Source organism: Hahella ganghwensis DSM 17046 (genome assembly GCF_000376785.1).
GTDB lineage: Bacteria > Pseudomonadota > Gammaproteobacteria > Pseudomonadales > Oleiphilaceae > Hahella > Hahella ganghwensis.
This window is the reverse complement of record NZ_AQXX01000114.1, coordinates 1-23,647: the sequence shown is the minus strand read 5'-3', so window position 1 is coordinate 23,647 and position 23,647 is coordinate 1. Positions and strand designations below refer to the sequence as shown.

Sequence of the window (23,647 nt, the reverse complement as noted above, 5' to 3'; positions counted from 1 at the left end):
GATTCAGCTTAATGCTCTCTTTACAAAACACTGACAACAATTAGCGTTCCTTCCGATGACCTCTATTTCAACTTTATTTTGGATAAATTTTTTCATGGACAACCAAGCTTGAAAAAGAGCACCTTTATTAACTGTATATTTAAACAGTATTTGAAGTGAGGAGGCAATCATGGTTGATCTATTGAAAGCGAAAAGCAGAGGAACTCTTTCAAATCCTGACAACCGTTTTTCCCGTCTCACCTCACAACCCGAGGCAGGGCTGTCCATCATTGCCAGAACCGGAAGCAGGCCCTCTGAAACGCTCCTCTCTCTTGATGAGATCTCTTCAGTCAGAACGTTGCATACGGAATATATTGAACAACAGTGCCGTTCTATCGTCTCCCGTAACAATTCACCTGACCTCCACTTTAATCTTTCCATCAATCCCTACCAGGGATGTGAACACGGCTGCGTATATTGCTACGCCCGCCCTACCCATGAATACCTGGATCTATCTCTTGGGCTCGATTTTGAAACCAAGATCCATTACAAATCCAATGCCGTAAGTCAGCTGGAAAAGTTTCTCAGCCGCCCCGGCTATAAGTGTGAGCCGCTTAATATAGGGGCCAATACCGATCCGTATCAGCAGATCGAACGGCAACAGGGTCTCACACGGAAAATACTGGAATGCCTTCTTGAATATCGGCATCCGGTAACCATTGTGACCAAGGGAAGCCTGATACTCCGGGATATCGATCTGCTGAAAGCCCTGGCAAGACATAATCTTGTCAAAGTCATGATCAGTGTCACCAGCCTGTCACCTGAGTTGAAGAATTCACTGGAACCCAGAGCCGCGGCCCCCCAAACACGCCTAAGAGTGATTGAGACGTTAGCTTTGGCCGGAGTACCTGTCGGCGTTCTCATGGCGCCCATCATACCAGCGATTAACGATATGGAAATCGAAAAAGTCATTGAGCAATGTGCTGCCGCCGGAGCCGGTAACATGCACTATGTTCTGTTGAGGCTCCCTCTGCAGCTGAAAACAATCTTTGATGACTGGCTTACTGAGTACTACCCCGACAGGAAACACAAAGTTCTGCATTTATTGGAACAATGTCATGACGGCGAGTTGTACCGGTCCGAATTCGGTGTTCGACAGACTGGGACCGGTATATATGCCCGTATGATAAACCAGCGTTTCAACCTCGCATGCCAACGATTTGGACTCAACCACAAAAGAGAGGCACAACTACGAACAGACTTGTTTACGCCCCCAAAAGAAAGCAAGCAGATCGATTTATTCTCAGAGTAATATCATCGGCCTGTTGAGATGTAACTTTCATGTTAAGGGTTCGAAGAAGTCTCCGATGTTTCAGGCGTATACAGTAACAGTCTGTTGGCTAAGAGTTATCAACTCACCTTTTGAATTCCACAGCTTGGAGTGCGTGTAACCGTAACCATCTCCCGCCGTTTCAACATAGGCCTGATATAGGCATTTTTCCAACACATCAATTCTGGGCAATGGGTGCACAAACTGAATGGTCCAGGTCAGGGTACTGGCAGGCACAGGCTTATCAACCCAGGGAAGGGTTGCTGGCGGCCAGGCATCCACCAGCCCTAATATTTCGGCTTCAGTTATTGCCGGCATGGCTTCCCTGTATGAGATCCATCCTCCCATTTCACGCGAGCGCACACCTGAAAACGGCAATCCTCCATAGGCATACTGAAAAAGAAAATGCTCAGTAAAATCAGGCGTAACTCCTTTGATAAAAGGCAGTTCCTGACAGTCTTCAGGAGCTTTGGCGTAAGGTATTTCAGCACCTTCGGCGTTAATAACAGACTCTCTTGCTGAACCGAAAGCCCCTGTCACCAAAACCTTGACCTGACCGTTCTGGATACCACGCCCTTCCACGACAGATACCGCCTTCCCTTCTCGCAGCACATCGGTGCCAATGGAAAGTGGGCCTGGCTCTATAGGGCCGATAAAATTGATCGCCAGATTTCGTACCGGCTTATCTTCACCCGCCTGTAATCGCATGGCCTGAAAAACCATGGCCACCACCAGACCACCAAAAGTTGCCCGCCCCTGCCCCCAGCCTTCAGGTACATCAATAAGTATGTTGGGTTCTTTTATTTGTCCAATTGCATCTGAAAACAGCATAAAAATCGACCTGACAATGTGTAAGTTAACCAATGTTTACAGCTAAAACATAAAAGATCAAGCAGCCTACTTCGCCGATATTGGGCAGAAAACACCCAAAACGTAGATTTATTACGAAACAATTACTAAAGTACTACTCTATTTAAGGTCATCTTCGGTTAAAATTCCGTATATAATCTCCAACTACAAAAATCGTTGTCGACTCGTTGTAACTGTTATTTACCCATAGCAGTTTAATTATCAGCGATAGAAGAAAATGATCGCGAGCGCCTTACAAGGGCACCGTTGTTGATCCTGCCGCAACCACGTAGGGAAAATCATGACTGAAACAAAATCTAAAATTATTTACACCATAACCGACGAAGCTCCAGCTCTAGCCACTTACTCTCTTCTCCCCATCATACAATCTTTTACTGCCGCGGCAGATATTGAAGTCGAAACCAGCGACATATCTTTGGCAGCAAGGATTCTGGCAAACTTTCCAGAGAATCTGACCGAGGAACAAAAAGTTCCTGATGCCCTGGCAGACCTGGGTGAGCTGACTCTGCGTCCGGAAGCCAATATTATCAAGCTTCCCAATATCAGCGCGTCGATTCCACAGCTGAAAGCCGCTATCAAAGAGTTGAAAGATCAAGGCTACGATATTCCGGAATTTCCGGATGAGCCTCAGACAGATGAAGAGAAAGCAATCCGAGCTCGTTACTCCAAAGTTCTGGGCAGCGCGGTAAACCCGGTGCTTCGCCAGGGCAACTCTGATCGCCGAGCCCCTCCTTCCGTTAAGGAGTATGCTCGCAAGCATCCTCATTCCATGGGTAAATGGAGCCAGGCATCCCGCACTCACGTTGCTCATATGTGGGATAACGATTTCTACCACGGTGAGAAATCCACCGTAGTGGAAAAAGAAGGCAATGTTCGCATCGAGTTTGTCAGCAAAGATGGCCAGGTCAAGGTCATGAAAGAGAAAACTCATTTGCTGAAAGATGAAGTCATTGACGGCATGTTCATGAGCGTCAAGCACCTGCGCAAATTCCTTGAAGAGGAAATGGAAGGTGCCAGACGAGCTGGCCTGCTATTCTCTCTGCACGTCAAAGCCACCATGATGAAGGTTTCTCACCCCATCGTATTCGGCCACGCGGTTACGGTTTACTTCAAAGATGTATTTGAAAAGCACGGCGAACTGTTCAAAGAAATTGGCGTTAACCCGAACAATGGCTTGAGCAATGTTCACCAGAAAATCGAAACACTGCCATTGTCCAAGCGGATGGAAATCGAATCTGACATCCGGGCCTGCTATCAGAACCGTCCGGAAATTGCGATGGTGGATTCAGATAAAGGCATTTCCAACCTGCACGTTCCCAGCGACGTAATTGTCGACGCCTCCATGCCGGCGATGATCCGGGTAGGCGGAAAAATGTGGGGCTCAGACGGTAAGCTGAAAGATACCAAGGCAGTCATCCCCGAAAGTACCTACGCGACTATCTACCAGGAAGTGATCAACTTCTGTAAGCACCACGATGCCTTTGACCCAAGAACCATGGGTACTGTGGCCAACGTTGGTCTGATGGCTCAACAAGCTGAGGAATACGGCTCTCACGACAAGACTTTCGAACTGCATGATGACGGAATCATGCGTGTGGTTGATGAGGACGGGAATGTCCTGCTTGAGCACAATGTTGAGAAAGGTGACATCTGGCGTATGTGTCAGACCAAAGATCTGCCTATCCAGGACTGGGTCAAACTGGCAGTCACCCGTGCACGCCTGACCGGCTGGCCAGCCATTTTCTGGCTTGATCAGGAGCGCGCTCATGATGCGCAGATGATCAAGAAGGTTAAACGCTACCTGCAGGATCATGACACCGAAGGCCTGGACATCCAGATCATGTCTCCGGATACAGCGATCCGCTATACCATGGAGCGTCTGATCCGCGGCCAGAACACCATCTCAGTGACCGGTAATGTTCTGCGTGACTACCTCACTGATCTGTTCCCAATTCTTGAGCTGGGCACCAGCGCCAAAATGCTGTCCATCGTACCTTTGATGGCAGGCGGTGGTCTGTTCGAAACAGGTGCCGGTGGTTCTGCTCCCAAGCATGTTCAACAATTTGTTGAAGAGAACCATCTCCGTTGGGATTCCCTGGGCGAGTTCCTGGCAATTGCAGTATCTCTGGAAGATCTGGGTATCAAGAACGATAACGAGCGGGCCAAAGTCCTGGGTGAAACCCTGGATAAGGCAACTGGTATGCTGTTGGAAAACGATAAGTCACCTTCACGCAAAGTGGGTGAAATCGACAACCGCGGCAGCCACTTCTACCTGTCCATGTACTGGGCACAGGCACTGGCGGAACAAACCAAGGACCCCGAACTGGCGGCCAAGTTTGCACCATTGGCCAAAACTCTGGCAGAGAACGAAGAGAAGATTGTTGCTGAGCTGAATGGCTCTCAAGGACAGTCAGTCGAAATGGGCGGTTACTATCACCCGGCTTTCGATAAGGCAAGCAACGCTATGCGTCCAAGCAGCACCTTCAACTCCATTCTGGAGAGCTTGTCCTGATATTCATTGCCTGCTCACTGATATTCAGCAGCAGGCTCTGAATCCGAAAGCTTCGGATCCGGATACACAAAGGCCTCGAAGGTAACTTCGAGGCCTTTTTTATGGGCGACTTTTGTTGACCACTTCAACCGCTAAGAATTCTACCTTACCTTAACATCCACCCAGACCAGCCTGTGGTCTGAACTGGCACTACCACCAGCACCGGTCAGCCGATACAGCTCACTTTCACTGTCCGGCCAGAACACTGCGGAATCAACAATTTGCATATTGGCTGATGGCAGCACATAGTCCACGCGAAGGTTACCAGGATCACCATCAAAAAAATCAGCCGTGTCCTGAGCCCGATTTCCTACCTGCAACTCATTTGCCTCTCCCTGAGAAAAGGCTGCTTCAGCAGAGCCAAGGCTTACAGGTGTTCTATGGTTATTTACCCGAGGGTGATCCAACAACAAAGCAGCAGGATTACCGGTCGCGTCTCCATCAAACGGGTCGGCGTTCATGTCCCCCATAATGACAAACCGGGAACGTTTGGACAGTCCACCCCGACGCCCCTGATCATCGCGAATGTAAAGGCTCTGATGTCCACCTTGAATGTAGTCCGCCCAGAATCTGATTTCATCGTGGTTCCGGGTTCCGTTTCTGTCTTCCGGACCATCAAATACCGGCGGCGTCGGATGACTTACCAGGACATGTACAATTCGGCCTGATACCAGAACAGGAAGATCCCAATGACTCTTTGATGAGAGCCTGACGACCTCTAGCTCTTCCTGAGTGAACCAGTCGTGAGGCTCGGGCGTTTCAGAGTTGTCAGGCAGCAAGGCCCCAGGCATGTTTTTCCAGAGGAATTTCTGAAATGTTCTGACATGCCATCCCAGAATCGGGTAACGGGAGTAAACCACCATGCCGTACTGGCCGGCGAAGGTACCAAATCCAAAAGCATCATTTGCCAGTTCGAACCCACTTTCGCCTATGACACCATCGTTATTCAGATCATATCCGGAGGGAATTCCCGTGTTGATGGCTGCTGAATATACATAGGGATATTCAATCGGATTGGCTCCATTTTGCCCAACTTCAAGATAGTTCTGCTGAAATAAACTTACAGCAGAGCCTGTTTCATCAAAATCAAACTCATTGATCAACAATATATCCGGGCGGGATCTTTGAATAATTTCAGCGACTGCCATCGCCTGAGTATTACTGCTGTCAGTAAGATCCTCTATCAGCTCTCCTTCACCATTTCGGTTAAGTGAAGCGTTAAATGTAGCGAACCGCACGGTATCGTTTTCGTCAATCCAATGCTGGTTATTGGCACCTGAAGCCTGACTTACACCGCTGAAACATACGATTACTAGCGTAAGAACCAGCCCGACACCCTTCAATCCAATATTCTTCAGCCCGATTCCACGCAACAAACATTCCTTCATATTTTTTATCCTTTTTGAACTTTTCAATGCCAAATATAGACTGCCCCTGCACGATGACATCAAAGAGACCAATAGGTGAAACTAACGTGACATAAAACGGACTATCTAACCGGCGTTTGTTGATTAATAAAGAGACAGTTTAATAATTAAGCAGAACGATGATTAAGGGAAAAGGTCAGTATATTTAGAAAGATCAAATTGCCAAAAGTGGATGGTACACACTGAACCTATAGCAAAGCCCCAACACTCTCAATCAAAAGAGCTGTTTCGGGTAATCGCTCTAAATCCTGGGATCTGAACTTGCCTGTCTTTACCAGACAACCCTGAAGCCCCGCTCTGACAGCCCCTTCCACATCTCCAAGCACATCATCACCCACCATGAGACATTCCCCTGCCGAGAACCCCGTACTTGCGACAACCTGATCAAAGAATTCCCTGCCTGGTTTACCCATCACGACCGCTTCAATATTGGCCGCCCATTCAAGACCATGAATAAAAGCTCCTGCATCCAGCATCAGCCCCTCATCATCCTTAAAATACCGATTCATACCGATGCCAATGAGTGTCGCGCCTTGCATACAAAGACGAAAAGCTCGATTCAGGTTATCGTAATTCAGGTCCTCACGTGCATCTCCAAGCAAAACACAGTTCGGATTATCTTGATCCAGATCTTCAAATTCCGACTTGATGGCTTGATGTATAAGACAATACGGACGCAGCCCTTGTTTCTGGATATAGCACTTGGCAGCCACAGGAGCAGTATACAGCTCTTCAGGTTCAATCCGGATCTGCATTCTCTTCAGCAGGTTTACGACCTCTGACGCCGAACGGCTGGCCGTGTTAGTAACAAACCTCAAGATCAACCCCGCGCCACGAGCTCGCTGCACAAATTCAGCTGCTCCAGGTATAGGGTTTGAACCTTCATAGAGAACACTACTCAGATCCAACAACAATGCCTTGCAAGAGAGACTCATAAATACTCCTCCCAGGACAGACCAGGTTAGCCTGTATACAGACAACTCCGGAGAGGGTGTATACGAAGAATCAGGGAAGAACAGCTCAGTAAAATACAGCCAGCCATAGGGTTTCTGTGTCGGGATCAGTCCAGCTCACCTTATGTTTCTGATGTGCTGGAATGTTCAGGTAGTCCCCTTCCTGCAGACGGATGTCCTGCCCGCTGTCATAGGTAATCACAGCGGTTCCCTTGACTACCATGACCCACTCGTTTTGATCCTGATCATACCAACCGGAATCTGGCGAGGTATGCCCCTGTGAAACAATACGCTCAATTTTGACCTGGCCAGCGCCAGCCAGGAATTCAAATACCTCAGAGGATTTGTCTCTGGGAATAGAGGCAAAGATATTGCCGATTTTTGGATCAGACATGTATGTCTTCCTCTTGCCGTCCACACTTCCTGTGAGCTGAGCAAAAGGCTCATCCCTGAGCCCCGGTGAGCTTATATCATCGCAATCTTATCTTTTAAGACAATCCATCCTGCCGGCTCATTAACAATACCTTTCCAATCGTATTGCCCACCCAGTAAACGGTGGGTTCGGCGCGTAAGCAATTCTTTCACCATTAACGATGCAGGGCCGGTTCCTCCACCGAAATGGCCAAGCAGACGCTGTTCCACATAGGCTCTCCAGTGCAACTCCTGGGCAGTGAAGGCCACCACCGCACCGGCCTGCTCCTTGATGCCAATCTTACAACCCCGCATTGTCATGCTGATGACCTTGCCGAAGATACCTCCTGCCAGCGATCCAGCAAAGTCACCACTCCTCACCACCACCTTCGTCATTTTCATCCGAATCAGAATATCAAGGAGAAACGACAGATATTCACTCCCCTGTACCCGTACACTCATGTTGGCAAAGCGGTATAGATGAATAAGAGAGCTGGCATCGGCGGTACCATGCTTGATAGCCGAAGCGACGTTTACTGACAGAGCTCCTGAACAGGCTGAGGCAACGCCCCCGGCAATTTCAAACGCCTCGCCACCAATCTTCTTTGCACATCTTTGCCTTAGATAGGGCGCGGTAAACTTGAAACTCTGGCCACTATACCCATTTTCCAGAAAATGAGGATTAGGTGCCAAAGGCACTCCCAGTATGACCGGCAGCCCTTTCTCCACCCCGTCTTCCTTGGTGACTTCGGCACCAATCGCCAACACTTTTGCGGTCATACTCGCCGCACTGTTACCCGCAAGAATATCTATACCTGATCCCAGGATCTTGGAGATATCCACCCAGTACTTTTCCAATGTCTTCTTATCCATAACGACTTCCTTACAATCCAATTTACAATCTCACATCAAATCAGCTGAGGTGGTCGACCGCCCAGCATCCTTCCATGAAGCGGCGCAGCATAAAGGGTTACCTTGAATTCATTTAATGAATTTTTTATTGCAGAAAAGAAAAGCGGGCACGAAGCACTAACAGGGCGATAGCCAGAATCAGAATGGACAAATTTGCCGGCTCAGGAAGATTGGTGTCTGCATCAAGAGATAAGGTGGACGGAGAATGAACAAGCTCAACACTATCGTTCAACACCTCACCCTGAGCGTTACGCAGATACATGAAAGGATCAAGAGTTTCGAGTAACTCGCTGTTCCTTGCAGGCGACACTAAAACGGAAAACTCTACACTTAAATGGTTGAAGCCCTTATCAGGATATTGGCTCTGGAATAATCCTGACTGAAGGGGACGACCTGGCTTTACCGCAACTTCCCTTTCCCTGTCCATACCACGCTCCCCGTGGATACCAGCCTCAATGCTTATCTTATCCTCAATAATTGCCGGCTTTCTGACACTGGAGGCCGCCTTATGCTCACTCGGACTCAACCCTAACTGGGAAGCTACAACAGGATCATCAAAATCAAACTCTGTCAAAGCCGTATGGACGGGATCATACAAGACATCAATATCCAGCGCCTTGAGAGAGTCGCTAATATTGTGGCTCAACTCCTGCACTGAAAAATATAAAGAGAAGGAGTCGTTGGCCTTGATTGATGAGGAAACATCAACCACGGCACCATAAACCGTCTGAATGACAGACAGCCAGAGACCTACCAGCAATGTCAAAAATTTCGCCATGACAAACACCCGCAACACTTCCCTGACGTCGGATCTCTCCCAGGGGTATAAGATCATGTATTTATATTAAAAACCTTGAACACGCATTCCCGCGTGGTCCAAAACGATTTCAGGAGGGATTTGTCAAAACAGAGGATGGAATCAAGTGTCCCTACTTAATCGTCAGACAGGCGATGCATTCTCAGATTAGATCATGTATCGCCTTTTCACATCTTACGATGAAGATGCAACTCTGGTTTCCTTTATTTTATCAAGCCATATAAATCAGACTAGGTCAACAGCTTGCCGGCAATAGCATGGAAGCGATCAAAAAAGTTTCCCAAGTTTCGACTCACATCTCATTGTAGCGGCGCTGCATTTCTTCAGGTGTCACCTTTTCGATACAGTGGCCGATCAACCAGCGATGGCCGAAAGGATCACAAATTGTCCCTGAACGTTCTCCGTAGAAGTGATCGCCAGGCTCTCTTTCCAACGTTGCGCCACACTCTACCGCTCGGCGAATCACTGCGTCAGCATCATCCACATGCAGATGTATCGTCACCGGAGTACCTCCATATGCGTCAGGTCCCCTGCTGCCACATTCCGGAAACTCATCACACAACATCAGGGTTGCGCCGTTGAAATCCAACTCTACGTGTCCGATTCGTCCGCCCGGTTCAGTCAGACGAAACTTTTCCGTCACCCCGAATGCTTTGATATAGAATTCAACTGCCGCCCCGGCATCGCGCGCACATAGATAGGGAAACATTTCGTGAATCATCTTTCAGGTATCTCCTCTTTGATTATGATGAATCGAATGAGATGGCAATTGAATATAGCCCTAGGGAAAGTCATGGTCTTGAATAAAATTGACCTCTCGTAGTGATTGCTTATGTCGAAGGAAGCTTCACATGGCGATGAAATTGGGGAGCGAGACGTCTGTATTCAGAGAGAGTGATGCCTGCGGTGGCAAGAAAATGACGACTACAATGGGCTTGATCACTATAGCCAGCCTCCAGTGCAATTTCTGCCATCGATTGTTGGGGAGAATACTTCAGACGATCTACCAGGCGCTGGAATTGAAGTATTCGACTATAAGCTTTCGGGGTGAGACCAACAAAACGTCGGAACAGTGCGTTAAAATGGCGATGGCTATAGCCGGAGTATTCAACGACCGAACGTATTGTCTCGCGGGCTTCAAGCCTTTTCAGTGCATCCACCATCACCTGGGAAGGAGCGTCCGCCACTGACAGGCGTCTGGCAAGCCAGCTTTCAACCATTGCCAGTTGACGAACCTGGGATAACTCAGACAGCTGCTCCCTGATCAACTCAGCTTCTCGCCCCCACACCAAGTCCACACAGGTATGGCGGTGAGAGAACTCATCGGAATGACTCCCAAACAGCCATTCTGAGACTCCTGGTTTCAAAAGCACCCCAACAGACCGGGTCGGCCTGGATATATCACGAATATAGTAAACTGACCGAACTCCACCAATCACTACAGGTCCATAGGATATCCCACCCGCCTCACCAGTCTGCCGATACACTTTCAGTGGATCTGAGGTTAACCTGAAAACTAAATGCATACTGCCGGTAGGCAGTACATGCTCCCTGTCTCCGGGACGAGATTCAGCGGAAGAACCGGTCGAGTCAGCAGCCCATGATTCTTTTACGAATGGTTGCAGAGCAGGTATTGGAGGACGCCTGATCATTATCGTTGACTCCTTTCAAACAGACAGGGATCCTTCACGGAAATCGGATTTATCCAGAATCACGTTAATCAACATTGGCTTACCGGCTTTGGCCAGCTTTTTGGCTTTGGTAATGGTGGCGCGTATATTTTTCGGGTCATCCAGCAGTAGAGCTTCCCCCCCATATCCCTGAGCAACCAAATGATAATCAGACTGCCGTAACAACACGCCTACATCATCTTTCAGCACCTTAATCTGATCCCTAGCGATCTGATTCCAGCAACCATCATTGCCAACTACCGCAATGAAACCCCTGCCATGACGGGCAAAAGTATCAAACTCCGCCAGAGAGTATGCCGAGGAACCGTCACCATAAATAATCCAGATCTCTGCATCAGGACGTACTGCGCCGGCACCGATTGCAAAGCCGCCTCCAACCCCGAGAGTACCGAATACGCCAGGATCCAGCCAACTCAATGGACGGCGAGGCTGTAAGGTATAGGATGCTGTAGCAACAAAATCCCCACCATCGGCAACGATCACGGCATTGTCATCAATTCTGGAGTCGAGAACAGTAAACAATTCAAGTGGATTGATATGCCCGGCCTGCTCACGGGCCTGCTGCTGAATTTCCTGGTTTCGCTGGGCATCAGTACTGGCAAGGGCCTGGCGCCAGGCATCGAAGCTTTTGTTTGTATGAGCTTTGTTTACAAGCGCTTCGTTTTCAGGGGATTTACTTTCTTGGGGTTCGCGTTCAGAAGACAAACGTTCAGCCAGGCAGGCAAGAAAATCTGCCGGTTCTCCCCAGGGATTCGATTCCTGAACAGGTCCGAACGACTCAGGTTAACCGATATCAGAGTCGCTCGGCGGTTTATGTGCCCCCCATAATCCAGTCGGAAATCACAGGGAACTCCCGCCAGCAAGACGACATCCGAATCTCTCAGCGCCTGCCTGCGTCGATGGCGACTTTGCAGCGGGTGATTCCGCCCCAATAGCCCGCGGGCCATTCCTGACAAAAAGACAGGCACCCCCAAGCTCTCAACTGCAGATATCAGTTCATCTATTTTGCCGGGAGACTTCACAGCCTGACTGCCGATCACCAGAACCGGCGCATTTGCGTGCCTCAATCTCCTGGCTGACAACCTGGCCAGCGCTTCGATATTCACATGTTCCAAGGCGTCCTCAGCCATACCGGAAAGCCGCAGTGAAAGCTGTCTGGCACCAGCCAATGGCGTGACAGCAGATTCTTCCGGTTTGAAAATCTGGTGCGTATGATAATCGAGGTACTTCTGAATAGCCTTGGAGGCAATGCCGCCCTTCGCCTGCTCGCTCCCTTTAATGCCATACCATTCTTTCACCAGATCTTCCGGGTACAGTATATCCAGGGGTAACTCGATAAATACCGGCCCCGGCACTCCTGATCGGGCCGTTTCAAAGGCCTGCCTGATAGTCGGCGCAATGTCCCGGACCTTTTTAACCGAATGAGTTGCCTTCACATGAGGCGCCATTAGACTGAGCTGATCGATATCCTGAAGCGAGCCACGCCCACGCAGAACCGTTGCACTGGCACCGCCCAACAGTATCAGAGGTGATTGAGCCAACTGGGCATTCTTGACCGCTGTAACAGAATTGGTGACTCCCGGCCCAGCCGTGACAGCAGCCACTCCGGGAGTTCCAGTAAGACGGGACACTGCATCCGCCGCAAACACGGCAGAAGCTTCATGACGAACATCCCAGACCGATATCCCTAACGCTTTACATCCAGACAGGATGGGCGAGATGTGCCCACCACAGAGAGTAAACAGGTGCTCTACTCCTTGCTCTTTTATTGCCTCGGCAACAATTCGTCCACCATGAATCAGTCCACCAAACTGCATCGCTCTGCCTCCCTTGGCCAGTTGTCGTGAGAGTATTGGCTGTTCAGATATTGCAATGTTTTAAAGACTGCTATTGACAGTACAAATCAAGCATAACAGGTAGTCAATCCACTAATTAACCCCACCCCAAAAGAAATACGTGCTTGCAGAATTTTTACAACATCACGACAATGAAAAAACACAATTACACAAGACATTTGTTGCGAGGGCTGTATACTCACCGAGCATTTGGGAGGTGCGTCTCTTCTACACCAAAATAACAGGAAGGCGCTGGCGCAAAAAAAACGATTACCTAAGCAACCTCACCACAAGAAGCCCCGTCCAGGATCAATTGCGGGCTCATCATAATTCGAAAATCCAAGCAACGCAGACGAACCACTGTCAGAAAGTATATCCAAGGCTTTTACTGACAGAGCTGGCTATCGGCTGCAGTTTCTCAATATTGGCACAAGTGATTAAATTCAGGTAGTTATGTATAAATCTTTAGCGTTGTTTACTGTTCTTCTCTGCAGCGTCTTTTCCGCCGCAGCCGAAACCCTCAGAGTTCTTAACTGGGACGACTATATTGACCCGGAAATCGTCAGCGAGTTCGAAAAGAAATACAAGGTCAAAGTTGAATACTCTACCTTTGACGACATCGAAGGTATGGCAGACCAGTTGTTTGCACCTGACAGTCGTTTTGACGTCATTTTCCCGACGTCTTATCTGGTGAGCCGCATGTCAGATAAAGATTTTCTGGAGCCATTAGATAAGAAGTCCCTGAAAAACTTTTCTGATATCAACCCAGTGATCAGTAAGGCGCTTTACCAGAATAGTAGCGGAGAAATCTATTCCTTCCCTTATATGTGGGGAACCACCGGTATCGGCTATAACGCCAAGAAGCTGAAGCAAATGGGCGTTGATACTTCAAACATTTCCTGGAGCCTGCTTTTCGACCCGAAAACTCTGGAAAAAACCTCCAAGTGCGGTATTGGTATTCTGAATGATCGTGACGAGTTGATCGGCGCAGCGCTAATCTATAAAGGGCATTCTCTGAACAGCGACAACCCTGACAGCCTCAAAGATGCCGGCCAGACACTGGTCGACAGTTTGCCTAAGGTAAGATATCGCAACAGCGGCCAATACAAAGAAGACCTGATCAAGAATGAAATCTGTCTGGCAGTTGGCTATTCCGGAGATATTCTGCAGTCATCAGCAGACAATCCTGATATCCAGTATGCCATTCCAACGGAAGGTGCCAATATGTGGATCGACACTATGGCAATTCCCAAAAACAGCCAGAACAAAGAACTGGCCTACAAGTTCATCAACTTCGTGTCTTCTGCCGAAGTTGCCGGAAGAAACTCAAACTACAATGCCTATCCAACGCCTATGCAGAGCGGCAAACAGTTTGTTGACCAGGAAATCCTGGATAACCCGGCCATCTATCCTCCTGCGTCAGTTGAAGCAAGCCTAGAACAGATTGCGCCGGTTGATCGCAGAACCAAGCGCCTGAAACACCGTCTGTGGGTTAAAGCTATCTGTTCCGGTGGAAGATGGTGTACAGTACCTTCCGACTCTGTATTCTAAACAGACAATAAACGACTCAACAGATAATAAAAAAGGGCCTGATAATCAGGCCCTTTTCATTTGAGGCTCGTCAGCCAAGTGTGGGCTGTCGCTCACTCTGTCAACGACCTGCCATCTACCCCTTCTTCTTCACCGGCCGGTAAGGATACATCCAGCTGGCAAACGCCTGAACACTGCGAGTCTGAATCCAGACTTTTCCTTTTCCGCTGAACCGACAGACAAAACCTTCGCCGGAGAAGAACAAAGACTTATAGCCCCCCACTTTGGTGATTTTGTAGTCCAATCCTTCCGTAAAGGCCACAATATTGCTGGTATCAACGACATAATCGCCGTCCACATCCAGCATGATCATGCCTCCGTAGGTGTTAAACCAGAGATCGCCGTTACCGCTACAACGAATCAGGAAAAGGCTCTCACCAGAGAAAAAGCCTTTAGTCAATCCTTGCCATTTGGTTTCCACGACCACATTCATATCGGAAGCAACGAAGGCAGAATTCTGCAGGAAGATCGTTTCATCGCGTAGATAAACATGAGCCAGATCTCCCGGAGAGGCAGGGGCAATCCCTATTTCTCCCGGACCATTCTGAGAGGTAAACTCATTGATAAAGATGGATTCTGAAGTTAACAATCGTCCCAACCCACCTTTAGCCTTGGTTTTCATCACCAGATTGGTGTCCATCGTCGCCATGGCGGAGGCTTCAACCCTCAGAGTTTTCTCAGCAGGAATGTTGACGGTTAGAAACGCGTAATCGGGTTGCCCCTCAATTTTGAATTGATAACCCGGTTGTTCCTCCACCAGCCTTGAGGTGGCATGCACTTCCTGTTTGAGCGGCGCATTTGAAGCCCGCTCGATGGCACGCTCCAGCGTCGACCCGTTCGTCGACTGTTCGGACTTCTGTTCATTCTGAGCCTGGGCCTGAGGCACTTGTTCCGCCGTCGCCATCTCAACAGCACTTTGCACACCGATATTATCGAGTGCGCGCTGAATTTTGTTGGCAGTCGCCTCATCCACACCTTTCTTTACCACCACCGGCGCTTTCGAAAAGATATTCTCAGCCTTTTCATTGGCCACTTTAAACAGTTTGGAAAAGGCTTCAACGGCACTTTCGCGGGAAACGCCGGGGTTCAACTCGCCGGTCACCCGAACCTGATAGGCAGATGTATTCATATGTCGCCCTCCTTACGCTTTACGCGGCTTCAGACCGGGGGACAAGGTCCACCCGAAGCTGCCGGGGTTGTGAGACTGACACCAGACTGTCCCTTTCCCCTGAAATTTGCATACCAGCCCCTCGCCCCCCAAAAAGGAGTGCAACCAGCTTTTGCCCGCTTTAGTAATGGAAAAATCCAGTGTTTCGTTAAAGGCCACAATATGACCACTGTCCACTATATACTCCCCATCCACCTCAACCGGGTATATGGCACCAAAGGAGTTCAGAAGCACTTGACCTTTTCCTTTCAGATTGACCCAGAACACGCTTTCACCGGAGAGAAAGGATTTAAACCCCTGCCACCCAAGATCAATTTCCACGCTGTCTTCACACGCCATAAATGACCCGCCCTGGACAATGAGGCTTTCGTTGTCGAGATTATAGGTCATCATGTCGCCAGCCAAATTCGCACCAAACCAGACCTCACCATCACCTGATTTAGGTTCAAAGTGGTTAAGGAACAATGATTCGCCAGCCACCATGCGCTTCAGCGCCTTTAACACACCACCACTTTTCTTCTTGTGAGTGGTGGTGGTCACATCCATATTGCCGCTCATGGCAATCATGGCGCCGGATTCGGCGGTGCATGTCTCGCCCTGTTGCAGTTTGACTTTCGCTGCGGTATTCCCGGGGCGATGAATTAATTCGATATCCATGTTCAGCTCCCCTCTAATACAGTTTTGGATTTATCCAACTCACCAGACCACTGACACTCCGGGTCTGGATCACAATCTTCCCTTTACCCTCAACGCGGGTGACCAATCCCTCACCGCCAAAAAAGCTGGAAAATAGCCCACCAGCCAACTGCAGTTTCAACTTCAGGGAGGGGTCATAAGACACCAGGTGGCTGGTATCAACAATAAACTCACCGTCGACTTCACGCTCCAGTAAAGCGCCATATGCGCCATACCAGACCTTACCGTTCCCGGATACCACGAGCTTGAACAGCCCCTCTCGGGCAATCCAGGAAGTCAATCCGGCCCAACGTAATCCCAAAGTGACGCCATCGGTTGCAGCCATAAAGGCACCCGGCTGCAGACACAGAGAGTCGCCATTCAACTCAACACAACGGATCTCTCCCGGTGTCGGCTGTACCAGCGTAATCTTGCACGGGCCACTGGTATTATTGGTAAAGCGATTGATGAAAAAAGTCTCCCCGCCCAATAGTTTCTTCAGCAATGCGGTGAACACAGATCCATTTGGCCTGGTTGCCATATCCAGCTCTGCCGACATACTGGACATTGCATCCGACTCCGCGGTGATCTGCTCTCCAGCGTCCAGCTCAATATCCAGATAGCTGAACGCTGAGCCGCCCTTGATTTCTGCTTTCATACAAAGCCTCTTTCATCGTGACTTGTTATCTGATTCAGTTCCCTGAATGCGTTATTTTCAACATCGGAAACAATAAACTTACAACGCCGGGTTATGACCCGGTAGTACTGCCCATGCCCTGATCTGGGCTATTCCTCTGGTAATGAATGTCTACTTTCGATTTCACCACCATTCTCTACAACAAACTCTTTCACCAATGCCTTTAGCTGTTGGAACTCCTGATCCAGACTTCGGTAATCTTCCTCATTTCCCTCCAGCTTTTCTTTCAAAGTGGCAATCCGTTCCTCTGTGGCAGGATGAGAACTCAAAAAACCCATTCCCTGCTCGATCAGGTCACGGGTGTCCTCATCTTCAACCCTGGCCATACGCGCTTTCTCTTCCTCAATAATTTTCTCGAAGAAGCTGATCATTCCCACCGGGTTAATGTTCGCCCGCTGCAATAACGCCATTCCTTTATCGTCCGCTTCAGATTCGAAACCTCTGGAGTAGCTCTGGTTAAGCAGGAAAGGAGCTGCATTGACCACCGTTGCCAGCAGACCACTGACATCACCAAACATTGCCTGAATCAGCGTATAGGTTCCTGTTGCAGCGATAATATTGCGAACCCCATGTTGTTCCGTAACATGGGAAATTTCATGGGCCACCACTCCCAGCACTTCTTCACCCGAGTCTGCCGCCAGAATCAGTCCTGAATTAATCACAATATAGCCGCCGGGAAGCGCAAATGCATTGAGGTCGGTGGAGTCAGAGATATAAATACGATACTCATAACGTTCGTCTTTGACGGCGCTCAGCAAAGGATCGGTCAAGGCTGCAAGCGCCCTCTCTCCATCTTCTGTATCCAACATATCCGTTTCTATCTGATACTGGGCAAAGGCAGACTTTCCAAGCTGCTCCTCCCACTCAACCGGCACTTGTCGCGCAGCAACGGCAGTAATACTGTCCATAAAGACAAACACCGATACAGGTGCTGCCACAATCAGAAAAGCCACCATGAACAAGACCATCCAGCCAATGCGCCGGACATTTCTTGCCTGACGTAACTGCCCCTGAATACCGGCATCAAGGTGCAGGTCCGGGTTTTTCAATATGCTGCGGTCACTGGTATAAAGCTTCCAGTCCGGATAATCAGGATGGGTGATAAATACCAGACGATTACTGGCCCCGCCCATTTGCACCTTCACTCGGCTGATCGGAAAACGAATCTGCCCCTGCCTGTCAGTACCGGCGTCAAATTCGATTGCGGTAGCGGAAACCTTGAGAGAACCGGAACTCCGGCCTTTATTGAATTGCTCGTGAAACGCGTGAGCCTCGTATTTGCGCGCCTGTTCCATTCCTCTTTCCTGTCGCTTGTTTGTCGGCAATTCGTGTATTTAAAAACACAGCCGTGGGCGCTTAGTTTATCCGTGAATATGACTTTAGGCCAATTTAATAAGCATAATCAATTGTTTAAGAAGATATCCAAATCATCATTATAGCGGCCTCACAATTAACATAACTCAAATGCAAAGATTATATTTAGGATCTTTCCAAGTTGAACTTACTTAGGAAGAGAAACTTAAGAGGGGCTTTTTAAGGAAACACGAGGTCATGGCTGCCGACATAACGGGCATATATGCTTAAATAGCGTCCGCTGCGCTTGAGAATGGTGAATGCGGAATTGAAATCATTTCTGACTTTAAGATCACGAAAGAAAAAGCCACAACGATTTTCGCCAAATAAACCAAACATATCCACATTCTGGTCAGTGTCGATCACCCCCTCTTGACCAACTTTGTTTCTGAAATAATGAAAGATTTCCTTGTCCAACTGAACAACATCAACCCGTCCCGTAAATAATAATTTAATTTGAAGCTCCTGGTCAAGGTGCTCACTATAGCCAGGATTATTCTCGGCCATTCTTCGCCAAGAATTTTGCTTGCCCCCTGCCATGACAATATTCGATATTCGGAAAGGTCATTCACTGTGTCGAAATGATAATTTCTGTCTTTCAGAGAGATGGCAAAGTTTTCATAGGAGTATGCAATCACCGAGAAATAGCCCTTTAACCCTTCATTGTCGATAATCTGCTGATTAATGTCCGTCACTACATCAACTAAACCATCGTGATAGGCTTCAATGCGTCGCGCATACGGGTAATATACGGGCTCAATAATGTAGCCCAGAGGCTCCATTGTTTCTCGCAGAATGTCCAGGATGATGCCGCTATCGGTGTCCGGCATCACCCAGGGAGGCAAGGCATTGCCAAAGGCAACCCTTAACGTTCCCTGTCCATATGCCGCACTAACTGCAAACAGCATACTCAATGCATACATGAGTATGCTGAGTAGTCTCATTATCCGCGCCTCATAGAATTCATCGCCTCAGCCCCATTCAACAAGCAGCCTCTTTCAGCAAAAACCGGCCTCTATGCAAATGCTCCGAACAAGCTGGCTCCCTCCTGGAGGATCAGACACATCCATGGACGCCGGCTGACGCTCAATCGTCTGTTTATTTTAGATAAGAGTTCAAAATTTCCTGATACCTGCCACTGTCCTTGATAGTTTTCAAGCCTGCATTGAAATCATCTCGGTATTCACGATTGCGAAATCCGACTTTGTACGCCGTAGGCTGAAAAATTTCAAAAATCGTTACTGGTGCATCAGTACTGACTTTTTTTTCCAGCTTTTTAAAGTACTTGAAGATATTGATATCCATGACCACGACATCCGTCCGGCCGGAGTACAGCAGTGTGATCTGCTGCTCCTGCTGCGCCTTTTCAGAATATTTACTATTGGCTTCTGCCATTGCAGCAAACTCGGCCCCCAGATACTTGGTCGCATTTTGAAATGCAATCACACGAAATTTAGCCAGATCCTGAACTGATTTAATTTGCAAACCACTTGATTCCAGTGCCACAGCAACATTCTGATAAGTGATATGCGTGTCAGAATAAACAATGTCCGGAATCTGAGAACCCTCATTGATCGTCATCGCGGCATCGACCTTACCTTCGGCAAGGTGTTGCCCGAACCGGATAAATGGCAAATATACTGGCGTCAACGAATGTCCCTTAAGTTTTAATGCCTCACGCACTACATCGAGCTCCATGCCACTATTGGAGTCAGTCAGGACGTATGGAGGCAGCGCCAGTCCAACTGCTACACGAATATCCCCCGCCCCGGCAAAGCCGGACAGAAACAGCAATATAAGCAGCAATACCTGGTGGAACTTTCTCATTAGATCAATCTCCGAGTTAAGGACACCTCAAGTATAGTATCTCAGCCACAGACTGATCATTTTTTGCACGACCCAGATCATCAGCCCAGTCCCTAAAACCTCTGAAAAATTATCCACTAAGCGCAATATCATGAAGTCTCGGCGTATTATTCTCTCTCTGAGATTTCATTAAAATAATTGTATTTTTCAGGACTAAATCTATTTAGAATTGCCGCCCTGTTAATTAAGACCCTTCGATTCGGTCACCTGATTTGATTTACCAGACCCCTTCGGAAATCACTTACATTCTCTTATACACTTTATTCGGAAGTATCATTAGAAAACGCCACTCAATATCATCTTAAATTCTTTGTATATCCCAGATATAAAAAGACTTTCCAGACATATAAGACATTGATCAACAATGTTTTCTCTCTCTTTGTAACGTGTCATAATACTTGACACTAATGATAATAAATATAAGTACTATCAATATATAACTAGTCCATTGTTGTTTTGTAACATGTTATATAGAACATATGATTGACTAAAACGTTTTAGTTGTTGTTTCCTGAAAACTCCAAGGAACAAAAACAATTAATGGAGTCAATCATGAAACATTTTGCCAAATCTCTTATATCCACCGCCGTCGTCACCGCGCTGTTTACAGTGCCCACCTCTCACGTCTTTGCGAAAGCCACCGATGATATTCCTGATTATTCGGATAAGGTTTATGGGGCTCAGGATATTGTCAGCCTGAAGCACACCATCATGAACGATTCGGATTTCTATGTTCCCCTGGCCTATCTTGCCCATTACCTCGGCTATGGCTGGTGTGGAGGAACAGCGTCAAATAAAGTCGGTGAAGATTTCAGTATCACCCGCAACGGCGACAATCAATACACTCTGCAAGCCAATTACAACAGCAGCGATCCTTATGCAGACGGGTATTGGGCAGACAGTCGGTTGAAAATGACGGTATCCGACCTGCGCTTCTACACAGACCCCTCGACCATGAAACTGGGAACTCCCCAGGTTTATGATCAGGAGCCGCTAAAAACGGTGACCGCCGTGGTATATAACTACGGTAATACCGAAGACACGGCAGTCGCCACCCTGGGGTATGATGAAACCAAGAGCTGGTCAAAGCAGGAAGATTACTCATTCACCGAATCGATCAGTATCAAGAACTCTTATGAGTTTGACCTTAAGATCTTCGGTGGCAGTACTGAAATTACCGCCGCCTTCGAGGCCAGTCAGGGCTGGAGTGAAACCAACGGAAACAGTGATACCATCCGGCAGTCTTCCCAGTATCGTGCGCAAATGCCGCCGCGATCCAAACGCTTTATCACTCTGACCGTATTCAAACAGAAAGCCGATATTCCATATGAATCGGAGATGGTGCTGAACTACAACGTTGCCATGGAAAACTTTCTCCGCTGGGGAGGGAATGCCCGAACGGATCATCCCACCGACCGGCCATGGGAAAACTTTACTTTCGGAGGCCGCAATAACCTGAATGCTTCGGAAGATATTCTCGATCAGTATCTGCACCGGGATATTTCAGGTTATGGTCAATGGGATTGGGGTTGGATGATAGACCAGTTTGGTCAGGGCAGTTTGCAATGGACCCTGGGCAACATTACCAAACGCAGATATGTCGCACCTCTGACCGGGAAATTTACCACTGTCGACGGTAGTCACTACGTCATTGAGGCAGGTCCTGCGATTGATCTTGAGGAAGGGGAAATGCCCACACAGCAGGCGCAACAATCCCGCTTGAGCAAACGCAGCCTGGATAGCAATGATTCTCTGCACATGGAAATTGTCCGGGTTGATGACTACAGCTATGACGATACGGTCACTAACCTGAGCTTCACATTGGATGGAGCCCTCCAGACCCAGTAAGCACGGAGTTATCAGTTTCTGACCAATAAAGCGGCGCCCTGCTGATCCCAGGGCGCCGTTCTTTTAATTTCCTTTCAACCAGTTTTATTCCCCGGCAGCCTGCTTAAGGTTCCTCTCCTGGCACAGGGCTCCCTCGTAGCCGCTATACTGTTAATCAGCATTTCTATATGTGGACAAACCAGTCATGTGCGGACGTTACAATGTCATAGACAGTCCAGAGGTGATCGGGCTTCTGGAAGGCATGGGGTTTGATACTTCCGGCATGAAACCCAGAGCTCAGCCGGACATGTTCAATATCGCCCCGACAGATGAGGTCCTTGTCGCCATCAAGGATGAAGTCACCAAGATTGTTCGTGAAATGCGCTGGTGGCTGACCCCTCATTGGGCTCCGGCCATCTCCATGAAATATTCCATGTTTAATGCCAGAGCTGAAAGTATTGAATCCAGCAAAGCATTTGCCGGGCCGTTCCGGCACCGCAGAGCGATCGTGCCGGCTTCCGGGTATATCGAATGGAGTGTCGTAGACGGCGTCAAACAGCCTTTTTATATTCGCCCAGAGTCTGGTTACTGTTTCTTTGCAGGTATCTGGGACCGGTGGGAAAAAGAAGGTTATCCAGTGGACTCCTGCGCTATCATCACCACGGAGGCCTCACCGTCATTGAAAGACCTGCATCCACGTCAGCCGGTGATGCTCCAGCCCGAGCAATTCGACACCTGGCTCGATACCTCCTTGGACCTCAGTGAAATTCGCCCAATGCTTGCTCCAAGGGAGCTCGAAGGTTGGGTTTATTATCCCATCAGTAAGATGGTAGGGAATGCCAGGAACAAGGATGGCAATTTAATGGAGCCGACAGGTCCGATCAAAAAAACAGGTGATGAAGAGTCGTCATAAAGTGAGGCCGTCCCTGGTGTTTTCTGACGTATAGTGAAGAACAGATTAGATCAATGCCCCGAGAGACGCTTTAGCAAGCGATCTCGAGATCTAATTCAGCGCCAAAGGTCATCGCAATCTTTCCCCACCGCTCTTCCTGTTCACTCAGAAACTTTCTTTCATGCTCTGGGTTGTAGTTAGGGTGATTGACATCCCAATACGGATATTTCAGCTCGGCCTGAAGACGCCAGAGCATCGCAATATCCACAACGATGTTAACCTCCATGGGTGTCAGGGAGATTTCACCATTGTTATGTTTACTGACAATTCGGATGACATCAGGCAGGTTCTCTTTTTCCGCAAAGGAACGGATATCATCTAAACATGAAGGGGGTATATAGTATTCCTTTTCCATGACAAACCACTCGTAGCTGAACAACTCCACTAGCCAAGAGATAATGGCTTTACAGGCCTCTGTGGCATACCCCTTATTCCAGAACCTTCTGGCCAGGCGGTAACCTAGGGAGAGTCTGAATAACCCCAAGGTTCTGAGGTAATTCAAACTCTCGACGATATATGGCCGAATATTCAGAGTGTTTTTCCGGCCATTTTGGATCTTCCCCCCCCTGTGGGGCGTCATCTGGGCTCACTGCCCCTATACCTGCAGCTCTTTCCTTGCCATCAGCAGATTGCTGAAGGCCGCCAACAGATAGAGCCGGCTCTTGTTCTTGGCCAAGCCTCGATAGCGGACTTTGTCGTAACCAAACACCTGCTTGATGTATCTGAACGGGTGTTCCACTTTA

24 protein-coding genes are annotated in these 23,647 nt (G+C 48.4%); 5 read left to right on the top strand and 19 right to left on the bottom strand.

What is annotated here, in order from left to right; translation table 11 throughout:
* Positions 1-169 precede the first annotated feature (169 nt).
* Entirely contained in the window at positions 170-1,291 is a 1,122-nt protein-coding gene (locus F566_RS0113635) for a PA0069 family radical SAM protein (protein ID WP_020407554.1), read from the top strand.
* 60 nt (positions 1,292-1,351) lie between these two features.
* On the opposite strand, the gene F566_RS0113630 is transcribed toward F566_RS0113635, so the two are convergent.
* Positions 1,352-2,140: an acyl-CoA thioesterase gene (locus F566_RS0113630; protein ID WP_020407553.1), complete on the bottom strand. Its 789-nt coding sequence runs from the start codon at positions 2,138-2,140 to the stop codon at positions 1,352-1,354.
* A 319-nt stretch (positions 2,141-2,459) separates the two neighbouring features.
* Between F566_RS0113630 and F566_RS0113625 the strand changes: the two genes are divergently transcribed.
* Positions 2,460-4,691, top strand: a complete 2,232-nt coding sequence (locus tag F566_RS0113625) for an NADP-dependent isocitrate dehydrogenase (RefSeq protein WP_020407552.1) — start codon at positions 2,460-2,462, stop codon at positions 4,689-4,691.
* A 140-nt stretch (positions 4,692-4,831) separates the two neighbouring features.
* On the opposite strand, the gene F566_RS0113620 is transcribed toward F566_RS0113625, so the two are convergent.
* From F566_RS0113620 to F566_RS37355, 9 genes are all read right to left on the bottom strand, one after another.
* Positions 4,832-6,118, bottom strand: a complete 1,287-nt coding sequence (locus tag F566_RS0113620; RefSeq protein ID WP_020407551.1) for an endonuclease/exonuclease/phosphatase family protein — start codon at positions 6,116-6,118, stop codon at positions 4,832-4,834.
* Between the two features lie 227 nt (positions 6,119-6,345).
* Positions 6,346-7,092: a TIGR01458 family HAD-type hydrolase gene (locus tag F566_RS0113615; RefSeq protein ID WP_020407550.1), complete on the bottom strand. Its 747-nt coding sequence runs from the start codon at positions 7,090-7,092 to the stop codon at positions 6,346-6,348.
* Positions 7,093-7,177: 85 nt separating this feature from the next.
* Complete coding sequence (locus F566_RS0113610) at positions 7,178-7,504, bottom strand: cupin domain-containing protein (RefSeq protein WP_020407549.1); 327 nt, start codon at positions 7,502-7,504, stop codon at positions 7,178-7,180.
* Positions 7,505-7,575: 71 nt separating this feature from the next.
* Positions 7,576-8,394: a hypothetical protein gene (locus tag F566_RS0113605; RefSeq protein WP_020407548.1), complete on the bottom strand. Its 819-nt coding sequence runs from the start codon at positions 8,392-8,394 to the stop codon at positions 7,576-7,578.
* Between the two features lie 124 nt (positions 8,395-8,518).
* On the bottom strand, positions 8,519-9,211 hold the full coding sequence (locus F566_RS0113600) for a hypothetical protein (protein ID WP_157496785.1): 693 nt from the start codon (positions 9,209-9,211) through the stop codon (positions 8,519-8,521).
* Positions 9,212-9,542: 331 nt separating this feature from the next.
* On the bottom strand, positions 9,543-9,971 hold the full coding sequence (locus F566_RS0113595) for a VOC family protein (protein WP_020407546.1): 429 nt from the start codon (positions 9,969-9,971) through the stop codon (positions 9,543-9,545).
* 109 nt (positions 9,972-10,080) lie between these two features.
* Positions 10,081-10,902, bottom strand: a complete 822-nt coding sequence (locus F566_RS0113590) for an AraC family transcriptional regulator (RefSeq protein ID WP_020407545.1) — start codon at positions 10,900-10,902, stop codon at positions 10,081-10,083.
* Between the two features lie 15 nt (positions 10,903-10,917).
* Positions 10,918-11,646 carry a thiamine pyrophosphate-dependent enzyme gene (locus tag F566_RS37360; RefSeq protein WP_245555250.1) on the bottom strand — a complete coding sequence of 243 codons (729 nt, stop codon included), beginning with the start codon at positions 11,644-11,646 and terminating at the stop codon, positions 10,918-10,920.
* A complete protein-coding gene (locus tag F566_RS37355) occupies positions 11,589-12,758 on the bottom strand; it encodes a thiamine pyrophosphate-binding protein (RefSeq protein ID WP_211210667.1) in 1,170 nt (389 codons plus the stop codon). Before F566_RS37355 ends, F566_RS37360 begins: the two co-directional genes overlap by 58 nt.
* Before the next feature lie 471 nt (positions 12,759-13,229).
* Between F566_RS37355 and F566_RS0113580 the strand changes: the two genes are divergently transcribed.
* On the top strand, positions 13,230-14,327 hold the full coding sequence (locus F566_RS0113580) for an ABC transporter substrate-binding protein (protein WP_020407544.1): 1,098 nt from the start codon (positions 13,230-13,232) through the stop codon (positions 14,325-14,327).
* 115 nt (positions 14,328-14,442) lie between these two features.
* On the opposite strand, the gene F566_RS0113575 is transcribed toward F566_RS0113580, so the two are convergent.
* The 7 genes from F566_RS0113575 to F566_RS32865 all read right to left on the bottom strand — a co-directional run bounded on the left by F566_RS0113575 (position 14,443) and on the right by F566_RS32865 (position 20,086).
* Positions 14,443-15,495, bottom strand: coding sequence for a TIGR00266 family protein (locus F566_RS0113575; RefSeq protein WP_020407543.1), 1,053 nt, complete (start codon positions 15,493-15,495; stop codon positions 14,443-14,445).
* A gap of 12 nt (positions 15,496-15,507) precedes the next feature.
* Positions 15,508-16,191 carry a TIGR00266 family protein gene (locus F566_RS0113570; protein ID WP_020407542.1) on the bottom strand — a complete coding sequence of 228 codons (684 nt, stop codon included), beginning with the start codon at positions 16,189-16,191 and terminating at the stop codon, positions 15,508-15,510.
* 13 nt (positions 16,192-16,204) lie between these two features.
* Entirely contained in the window at positions 16,205-16,867 is a 663-nt protein-coding gene (locus F566_RS0113565) for a TIGR00266 family protein (RefSeq protein ID WP_020407541.1), read from the bottom strand.
* A gap of 128 nt (positions 16,868-16,995) precedes the next feature.
* On the bottom strand, positions 16,996-18,201 hold the full coding sequence (locus F566_RS0113560; protein WP_020407540.1) for a M48 family metallopeptidase: 1,206 nt from the start codon (positions 18,199-18,201) through the stop codon (positions 16,996-16,998).
* A 238-nt stretch (positions 18,202-18,439) separates the two neighbouring features.
* Positions 18,440-18,625, bottom strand: coding sequence for a hypothetical protein (locus tag F566_RS36925; RefSeq protein WP_020407539.1), 186 nt, complete (start codon positions 18,623-18,625; stop codon positions 18,440-18,442).
* Positions 18,622-19,203 (bottom strand): transporter substrate-binding domain-containing protein, encoded by a 582-nt coding sequence (locus F566_RS37735; RefSeq protein ID WP_245555257.1) that lies wholly within the window; start codon positions 19,201-19,203, stop codon positions 18,622-18,624. Before F566_RS37735 ends, F566_RS36925 begins: the two co-directional genes overlap by 4 nt.
* Before the next feature lie 154 nt (positions 19,204-19,357).
* A complete protein-coding gene (locus tag F566_RS32865) occupies positions 19,358-20,086 on the bottom strand; it encodes a substrate-binding periplasmic protein (protein ID WP_020407538.1) in 729 nt (242 codons plus the stop codon).
* Between the two features lie 591 nt (positions 20,087-20,677).
* On the opposite strand from F566_RS32865, the gene F566_RS0113545 reads away from it, so the two are divergent.
* Together F566_RS0113545 and F566_RS0113540 are read left to right on the top strand one after the other, a co-directional pair.
* Complete coding sequence (locus F566_RS0113545) at positions 20,678-21,973, top strand: aerolysin family beta-barrel pore-forming toxin (RefSeq protein ID WP_245555248.1); 1,296 nt, start codon at positions 20,678-20,680, stop codon at positions 21,971-21,973.
* Between the two features lie 169 nt (positions 21,974-22,142).
* Positions 22,143-22,865: an SOS response-associated peptidase gene (locus tag F566_RS0113540; RefSeq protein WP_157496783.1), complete on the top strand. Its 723-nt coding sequence runs from the start codon at positions 22,143-22,145 to the stop codon at positions 22,863-22,865.
* A gap of 70 nt (positions 22,866-22,935) precedes the next feature.
* Here F566_RS0113540 and F566_RS0113535 read toward each other — a convergent pair whose 3' ends face one another.
* Both F566_RS0113535 and F566_RS32860 read right to left on the bottom strand, forming a co-directional pair.
* Positions 22,936-23,484 (bottom strand): GNAT family N-acetyltransferase, encoded by a 549-nt coding sequence (locus F566_RS0113535; RefSeq protein WP_020407535.1) that lies wholly within the window; start codon positions 23,482-23,484, stop codon positions 22,936-22,938.
* Between the two features lie 15 nt (positions 23,485-23,499).
* On the bottom strand, positions 23,500-23,647 hold a 148-nt coding region (locus F566_RS32860; protein ID WP_020406419.1), incomplete at its 5' end, for a transposase.

Bases quoted from the DNA above. Each gene is read 5' to 3' on its own strand.
- F566_RS0113635 (WP_020407554.1), top strand. From the start codon at position 170: ATGGTTGATCTATTGAAAGCGAAAAGCAGAGGAACTCTTTCAAATCCT.
- F566_RS0113630 (WP_020407553.1), bottom strand. From the start codon at position 2,140: ATGCTGTTTTCAGATGCAATTGGACAAATAAAAGAACCCAACATACTT.
- F566_RS0113625 (WP_020407552.1), top strand. From the start codon at position 2,460: ATGACTGAAACAAAATCTAAAATTATTTACACCATAACCGACGAAGCT.
- F566_RS0113620 (WP_020407551.1), bottom strand. From the start codon at position 6,118: ATGAAGGAATGTTTGTTGCGTGGAATCGGGCTGAAGAATATTGGATTG.
- F566_RS0113615 (WP_020407550.1), bottom strand. From the start codon at position 7,092: ATGAGTCTCTCTTGCAAGGCATTGTTGTTGGATCTGAGTAGTGTTCTC.
- F566_RS0113610 (WP_020407549.1), bottom strand. From the start codon at position 7,504: ATGTCTGATCCAAAAATCGGCAATATCTTTGCCTCTATTCCCAGAGAC.
- F566_RS0113605 (WP_020407548.1), bottom strand. From the start codon at position 8,394: ATGGATAAGAAGACATTGGAAAAGTACTGGGTGGATATCTCCAAGATC.
- F566_RS0113600 (WP_157496785.1), bottom strand. From the start codon at position 9,211: ATGGCGAAATTTTTGACATTGCTGGTAGGTCTCTGGCTGTCTGTCATT.
- F566_RS0113595 (WP_020407546.1), bottom strand. From the start codon at position 9,971: ATGATTCACGAAATGTTTCCCTATCTATGTGCGCGCGATGCCGGGGCG.
- F566_RS0113590 (WP_020407545.1), bottom strand. From the start codon at position 10,902: ATGATCAGGCGTCCTCCAATACCTGCTCTGCAACCATTCGTAAAAGAA.
- F566_RS37355 (WP_211210667.1), bottom strand. From the start codon at position 12,758: ATGCAGTTTGGTGGACTGATTCATGGTGGACGAATTGTTGCCGAGGCA.
- F566_RS0113580 (WP_020407544.1), top strand. From the start codon at position 13,230: ATGTATAAATCTTTAGCGTTGTTTACTGTTCTTCTCTGCAGCGTCTTT.
- F566_RS0113575 (WP_020407543.1), bottom strand. From the start codon at position 15,495: ATGAATACATCTGCCTATCAGGTTCGGGTGACCGGCGAGTTGAACCCC.
- F566_RS0113570 (WP_020407542.1), bottom strand. From the start codon at position 16,191: ATGGATATCGAATTAATTCATCGCCCCGGGAATACCGCAGCGAAAGTC.
- F566_RS0113565 (WP_020407541.1), bottom strand. From the start codon at position 16,867: ATGAAAGCAGAAATCAAGGGCGGCTCAGCGTTCAGCTATCTGGATATT.
- F566_RS0113560 (WP_020407540.1), bottom strand. From the start codon at position 18,201: ATGGAACAGGCGCGCAAATACGAGGCTCACGCGTTTCACGAGCAATTC.
- F566_RS37735 (WP_245555257.1), bottom strand. From the start codon at position 19,203: ATGAGACTACTCAGCATACTCATGTATGCATTGAGTATGCTGTTTGCA.
- F566_RS32865 (WP_020407538.1), bottom strand. From the start codon at position 20,086: ATGAGAAAGTTCCACCAGGTATTGCTGCTTATATTGCTGTTTCTGTCC.
- F566_RS0113545 (WP_245555248.1), top strand. From the start codon at position 20,678: ATGAAACATTTTGCCAAATCTCTTATATCCACCGCCGTCGTCACCGCG.
- F566_RS0113535 (WP_020407535.1), bottom strand. From the start codon at position 23,484: ATGACGCCCCACAGGGGGGGGAAGATCCAAAATGGCCGGAAAAACACT.